Genomic DNA, 6124 nt, shown 5'->3' on the forward strand with positions numbered 1-6124 from the left:
CACCGATATCTACACTTGACGCATCGTCGGCAGCGTCAGCTGTGTATAAGAGACAGGCGGTTTTCGACCATGATCATGCCCTCGCCGCTGTCCGGAGGGTGGTGAGGGGCGCGGCCGAACCCGGAGAGTTGGTCGCATGGGCGCAGGCGGTCCACTTCGAGGAGGCCGTGGACATCAAGGAAGGACAGGAGGATCTGCTGAGGCGGTTCCTCGTGGAGGTGTCGACGCCGGAGTTGTTCGGCGCGGTCACCATCGACACCTGCCACGGGTGGGTGAACGTCCTGTCGGGAGCGCCGATCGAGGAGACGGGGTGAGGGCATCGGGGCGGCTCTGGTCTCGGCGGCGGAGCGGGCCGCCGCCGAGCGTGGAATCCACCTCCTGCACGCCGGTGTCTTCGCGCCCGATGAAGAAGCGGTGCGTTTCCACTCATCGGCCGGGTTCGGACCTCGCGGCATCCTGTTGAGCAAGGATTCGGGGGCCCACCGGTCGATCGACCCGGCCGAAGCCGGAGGGGGACCGGCGCCCGCGTGAGGTCCGTTCACGCCCGAGCTCCTTCCGGGTACGCGTCCCCACCGTTGAGGTCGACGCGGGGCGCACGTCCGGGACCCGACCGGCGGGCACAAGGACACGACCCGGATCGGCCGCAGACCCACCCCGGCAAACCTTGTCGCCGCGCGACGGCGTTCCGCGAGGGCACTGCGGGGACCTCGCTCACCGACCGGCTGTGCTCCGCCGGTCAGTCGCCCGCGGCGGACTTCCCATCGGCACTGAGAATCCCCAGGATGTCGACCAACGCGGACATCTGTTCCGCGGTGAGTGGACTGAACAGCTCTTCCGCCGCCAGTTCGTAGCCGGCTGTCCAATCCTGAGCCAGCGCGGCTCCCTGCGGGGTCACCCGGAGGAACACGGACCGGCGGTCGTCCTCACCGGCCCGACGTTCGAGCATTCCGTCGCGGACGAGCGCGTCAACGAGCGACGAAGCCGTCCCCTGAGCGATGCCGACCGCGAGAGCGAGCTCGGTGACCCGAACGGGTTGGGACCGTGCCACCTCGACGACGATGCGCGACCGCGGTGTCGACACACCGTGCTCACCCAGGCGTTCGTTGAAGTGACGGACGAGGATCTTCGCCGCACGGCTGAACTCGTCGGCCACCCGCGCCGCGGTCACGCGTTCCCTCGCGCCGGACATCGCCACCTCCTACTTGACGCACCATTCTACGACAGGTTTATATAGGCATAGATACATCGACGCCGAACTATTGGATGGCGATGCATTCGGCGCGCGAGCAAGCCTCTCGCCTTGCGGGACTCGAACCAGGGGCGCACGAGACGTGCGCACACAAGGAGTGGAAGCATGAAGATCTTCGTCACGGGGGGCAGCGGTTTCGTCGGCAGCGCTCTCATCCATCGCCTCGTCGCCGAAGGACATGAGGTCCTGGCACTCGCCAGGTCGGACTCGAGCGGCCGGCGCGTGCGTGGGGCCGGGGCCGACCCGGTCCCCGGCGATCTCGCCGACCTCCGCGAGGCCGATCCCCGTACACGGCCGTGGCTCGCCCGGCTGCGGGAGGTCGACGCGGTCGTGCACGTCGCGGCCCACATGAAGTTCTGGGGGCCCGACTCCCTCTTCGAACAGGCCAATCACGTGCCGACGGTGGCCCTGCACGCGGCGAGCGTGGCCGCGGGAGTGCGGCGGTTCGTGCTCGTCAGTGCCGCGTCCGTCTCCACGGGCAGTCAGCGCCTTCCTGTCGTGGACGAGCTGACGCCGGAGGGCAAGGCGAACATCGCCTACAGCCGGGTCAAACTGGACACCGAACGCGCCCTGCTGAAGGCCCGTGGCGGAAAGACCGAACTGGTGGTACTCCGGCCACCGTTCATCTGGGGTCGCGGCATGGCGACCCTCGACGAGCTGACCGAGGTCGCCGAGGCCGGACGGTTCTCCTGGATCGACAACGGCAAGCACACCGTCGACTTCGTACACGTCGAAAACCTGGTCGGCTCAATCCTCCTCGCGCTCACACGGGGCCGTCACGGAGGCGTCTACTACATCACCGACGGCACCCCGATGCCCATCCGGAACTTCCTCACCCCCTTGCTCGCCACGCGTGGTGTGGACCTGTCCAGGAGCCGCAGCGTGCCCATGGCGATCGCGGCACCCATGGCGGCCATGATGGATCGCACGGCACGCCTGCTTCGCCGCAAGACGGCGCCCCCGCTGACGAACTGGCTCGTGAGCTGGACCGGCCGTGACCGTGCCTACGACATCACCGCCGCGAGGACCGAACTGGGTTACTCACCTGACGTGACGCTGGAGAAGGGCTTGGCGGAGATGAAGTCCTAGCGCGCCGGAAACCGCGAGCCACCGGTGCTCCGCGGAGGGGGACCACCTTGTCCCGGACATCGGGGCGGCGGTGCGGCGAGAAGTTGCCGACCACGATGTGGAGCTTCTGCCCCGACCACCCGGCGCGCGGCGACTTGAGGAGGTCGAGGAACTCACCGTGGCGTTTGCGGCGCCGGATGCGGGGGTGGACCCTGCCGGTGGCCGGGGCGAGTGCGGCGAGCACGGGCATCACGCCGTGTCGGCGGTTGCAGGTGGCCCGTAATCGGCGGGGTGACCCGGCGGGTCGCCCGGGCCCTGCCCTTGCGGGGCATCGGGTCCAGCGGTCCGAACCCGTCGACGCGGATCACCCGGCCGTCGTCGGGCGGGTGGACGTGGAGGTCCGGGAGCCGGTGCATCGTGGTCATGAAGTCCGGGTCGGTCGGACGAACACCTCCGGGTACGCGTCCCCGCCGTTGACACCGACTCGGCGGTCCCGCCCCGGGGCGCCTCCGGGCCTGGGTGTGTTTTTCCGACAACTCCGATTTTATTGGGACGAGTTGGGGGACACCGCATGGTTAGGGTGGCCCGATGGCATCGGTCAAGCGGATCCAGATCACCTTTGACTGCACGGACCCCCTGGGCGTGGCCCGTTTCTGGTGCGAGGCATTGGGATATGTCCTCTCGCCGCCCCCCAAGGGGTTCGCCGGCTGGGACGACTTCGCCGAGTCGCTGCCGGCCGGGGAACGAAGTCCGTGGGCGGCGTGCGTGGATCCCTCCGGGGCGGGCCCGCATCTGTACTTCCAGCGCGTCCCCGAGGGCAAGGTCGCGAAGAACCGGGTGCACGTCGACGTGCGCGCCGGCATCGGGCTCGTGGGGGAGGAGCGCCTGGCCGTGCTCCGGGCCGAACGCGACCGCCTCGTCGCCCTCGGCGCGGTGTGCGTGCGGGTGATGCTCGCCGACGAGGAGAACGAGTCCTGCATCGTGATGCAGGACATCGAGGGCAACGAGTTCTGCCTCGACTGAGCGCTCATCGGCGCGGTCCGGGGGAGAGCCGTTCCACCCGGGCTGCACCGGCATCGCCCACCGGCCCCGGTGCCGGTGCCGTTGCCGGCGCCGGGTGATCACCCCGGCCGGGCCCGTGGAACGCAGCCGAACGGGACCGCCCGTCAGCCGGCGAGGGCGCGGAGGCGGTTCACGGCGTCGCGCAGGACCTCGACGCGCTTGCAGAAGGCGAAGCGGACCTGGGAGCGACCGGCGTCGGGGGTGTCGTAGTGGAAGACGGCGTTGGGCACCGCGACCACCCCGCACCGCTCCGGCAGGGCCCGGCAGAACGCCACGCCGTCCTTCTCGCCCAGCGGCGCCACATCGGTGGTGATGAAGTACGTGCCCTGCGGCCGGTACACCTCGAAGCCGGCCTCCGTCAGGCCGTCGGCGAGCAGGTCCCGCTTGGCGCGCAGGTCCTCGCGGAAGTCGGTGAAGTAGGCGTCGGGCAGGGCCAGGGCCTCGGCGACCGCGTACTGGAACGGTCCGGCGCTCACATAGGTGAGGTACTGCTTCGCCGTCCGCACCGCCGACACCAGTGGGGCCGACCCGGTCACCCAGCCGACCTTCCAACCGGTGAAGGAGAAGGTCTTGCCGGCGGAGGAGATGGAGACGGTGCGCTCGCGCATCCCCGGCAGGGAGATCAGCGGCACGTGCTCGCCGTCGAAGACGAGGTGTTCGTAGACCTCGTCGGTGACCACCAGCAGGTTGTGCTCCACGGCCAACCCGGCGATCTCGCCCAGTTCCGCGCGGGTGAGGACGGTGCCGGTGGGGTTGTGCGGGGAGTTCAGCAGCAGCAACCGGGTGCGGGGGGAGATGGCGTCCCGCAACTCGTCGAGGTCGGGCCGGAAGTGCGGGGCGCGCAGCGTCAGCGGCACGCGGCGGGCGCCGGCCATGTCGATGCAGGCGGCGTAGGAGTCGTAGAAGGGTTCGAGGGCGATGACCTCGTCCCCCGGTTCCAGCAGGGCGAGCAAGGAGGCTGCGATGGCCTCGGTGGCGCCGGCGGTGACCAGGACCTCGGTGTCGGGGTCGAAGGTCAGGCCGTGAAAGCGTCGCTGGTGGTCGGAGATCGCGGCGCGCAGTTCGGGGACGCCGGGGCCGGGTGGGTACTGATTGCCGCGTCCCTCGCGCAGTGCCCGCACGGCGGCCTCGCGGACCTCCTCGGGGCCGTCGGTGTCGGGGAAGCCCTGGCCGAGGTTGATCGCGCCGGTGCGCACCGCCAGCGCCGACATCTCGGCGAAGATCGTCGTGCCGTGTCCGTCCAGGCGGCGGTTCAGCAGCGGCCTGTCGATCATCTCTCCACCGTCCTCGCCGTCGTGCGGTGATCCGTGTCGGGTCCCGTTTCCGGGCGCCCCGGGGATCCTTCCCGGGCCCCGGGAGCCATCCTGTCGGAGATCCGTCGCGCGGTCACGCCGCCGATCCGACCGGCCGCCGGCCGGGTCAGCGGTCGAAGTCCAGCTCCACCTCGGGGGTCAGCGGGCGGGACTGGCAGGCCAGCACGAACCCGGCGTCCAACTCCTCGGACTCCAGCGCGTAGTTGCGGTCCATCCGGACCTCGCCGCGCACCAACAGTGCCCGGCAGGTGCCGCACACCCCGCCCTTGCAGGCGTACGGGGCGTCGGGTCGGCCGCGCAACACCGCGTCCAGCAGCGTCTCGCCCTCCCCGACCGGTCCGCCGCCGGAGCGGCCGTCCAGCGTCGCGGTGAGCATCGCGCCCCGGGCCGGACCGGCGGCGTCCCCGCCGGGGGCGGCGGCCCGCACGGGGCCGGTGGGCACGTCGCGGGCGTCGTCCGGGTGGTACAGCTCGGTGTGCACGCGTTCGCGCGGCACCTCCAGGTCGCCCAGCGCGGTGCGGGCGCCGTCGATCAGGCCGGGCGGCCCGCACAGGTACCAGGCGTCCACGTCGGCGACCGGCAGCAGCGCCGGGAGCAGGGTCCGCAGCCGGTCGGCGTCAAGCCGCCCGGAGGCGGGGCCGGCGTGCAGGTCCTCGCGGGTGAGGCTGTGCACCAGCTGGAAGCGGTCGGGATACCGGTCCTTCAGCTCGGCGACCTCCTCGACGAACATGCCGTCGGCGGCGGTCCGCTCGCTGCGCAGCAGCGTGAACCGGGCCTCCGGCTCGACGGCCGGCAGAGTGGCCGCCATGGACAGCACCGGTGTGATGCCGCTGCCGCCGGTGATCGCCGCGACCCGGCCCGGCTTGGGCACCAGGGTGAACCGGCCGGCCGGTGGCATGACGGAGAGGGTGTCGCCGACGGCCAGGCGCTCCACGGCGTGCGCGGAGAACACGCCACCGGGCAGCCGGCGGATGCCGATGGTCAGGTCGGCGGGGCCTTCGGGGTCCGTGGCCGGGGTGCAGATGGAGTAGTTGCGGCGCAGCTCCGTGCCGTCCTCGACCGGGTGGCGCAGGGTCAGGTGCTGGCCGGGCAGGAAGCGGAACGCGGCGCGCAGGTCGTCGGGGACCGCGAGGGTGACGGCCACCGCGTCCGGACCCTGCCGCTCGACCGCCTCAACCCGCAGCTCGTGGAACATGGATCAGCTCCTTGACGTGGTCGAACGGCTCGCGGCAGGACTCGCAGCGGCGCAGTGAGGTGCAGGGGGTGGCGGAGAAGCGGCTCATCAGGGTGGTGGCGGTGGAACCGCAGCGCGGGCAGCGGATGGCCAGCTCGATGGGCACCGGTCCGTCGGCGGCCCCGCCGGTCGGCCCGCCGGGGCGGGGCGGGGCCAGGCCGGCGTCGGCCAGGGCGCGGCGCCCGGCGGGGGTGATGT

Annotated in this window: 8 protein-coding genes; 4 read left to right on the forward strand and 4 right to left on the reverse strand. The window is 71.4% G+C overall.

Annotation, left to right across the window (positions count from 1 at the left end; genetic code table 11):
• Both FNQ90_RS27230 and FNQ90_RS28665 read left to right on the forward strand, forming a co-directional pair.
• On the forward strand, positions 1-314 hold a 314-nt coding region (locus FNQ90_RS27230), incomplete at its 5' end, for a hypothetical protein (RefSeq protein WP_228471008.1).
• Between the two features lie 16 nt (positions 315-330).
• Positions 331-531: a hypothetical protein gene (locus tag FNQ90_RS28665; RefSeq protein ID WP_194432380.1), complete on the forward strand. Its 201-nt coding sequence runs from the start codon at positions 331-333 to the stop codon at positions 529-531.
• 205 nt (positions 532-736) lie between these two features.
• Here the strand turns inward: FNQ90_RS28665 and FNQ90_RS09750 are convergent, their stop codons facing one another.
• Entirely contained in the window at positions 737-1189 is a 453-nt protein-coding gene (locus FNQ90_RS09750) for a MarR family winged helix-turn-helix transcriptional regulator (protein WP_182606001.1), read from the reverse strand.
• Between the two features lie 165 nt (positions 1190-1354).
• On the opposite strand from FNQ90_RS09750, the gene FNQ90_RS09755 reads away from it, so the two are divergent.
• Both FNQ90_RS09755 and FNQ90_RS09760 read left to right on the forward strand, forming a co-directional pair.
• Positions 1355-2338, forward strand: a complete 984-nt coding sequence (locus FNQ90_RS09755; RefSeq protein WP_182606002.1) for an NAD-dependent epimerase/dehydratase family protein — start codon at positions 1355-1357, stop codon at positions 2336-2338.
• A gap of 567 nt (positions 2339-2905) precedes the next feature.
• The gene (locus tag FNQ90_RS09760; RefSeq protein ID WP_182606003.1) at positions 2906-3340 is read left to right on the forward strand and encodes a VOC family protein; all 435 of its coding nucleotides are present in this window, start codon (positions 2906-2908) and stop codon (positions 3338-3340) included.
• 143 nt (positions 3341-3483) lie between these two features.
• Here the strand turns inward: FNQ90_RS09760 and FNQ90_RS09765 are convergent, their stop codons facing one another.
• From FNQ90_RS09765 to FNQ90_RS09775, 3 genes are all read right to left on the reverse strand, one after another.
• Entirely contained in the window at positions 3484-4653 is a 1170-nt protein-coding gene (locus tag FNQ90_RS09765) for a pyridoxal phosphate-dependent aminotransferase (protein ID WP_182606004.1), read from the reverse strand.
• A gap of 145 nt (positions 4654-4798) precedes the next feature.
• Positions 4799-5887 (reverse strand): 2Fe-2S iron-sulfur cluster-binding protein, encoded by a 1089-nt coding sequence (locus tag FNQ90_RS09770; protein ID WP_182606005.1) that lies wholly within the window; start codon positions 5885-5887, stop codon positions 4799-4801.
• Positions 5865-6124, reverse strand: a 260-nt coding sequence (locus FNQ90_RS09775; protein WP_456115093.1) for a PaaD-like zinc ribbon domain-containing protein, incomplete at its 5' end; no start/stop codon positions are given. The genes FNQ90_RS09770 and FNQ90_RS09775, both read right to left, overlap by 23 nt.

The organism is Streptomyces alkaliphilus (genome assembly GCF_014141535.1).
Lineage (GTDB): Bacteria > Actinomycetota > Actinomycetes > Streptomycetales > Streptomycetaceae > Streptomyces > Streptomyces alkaliphilus.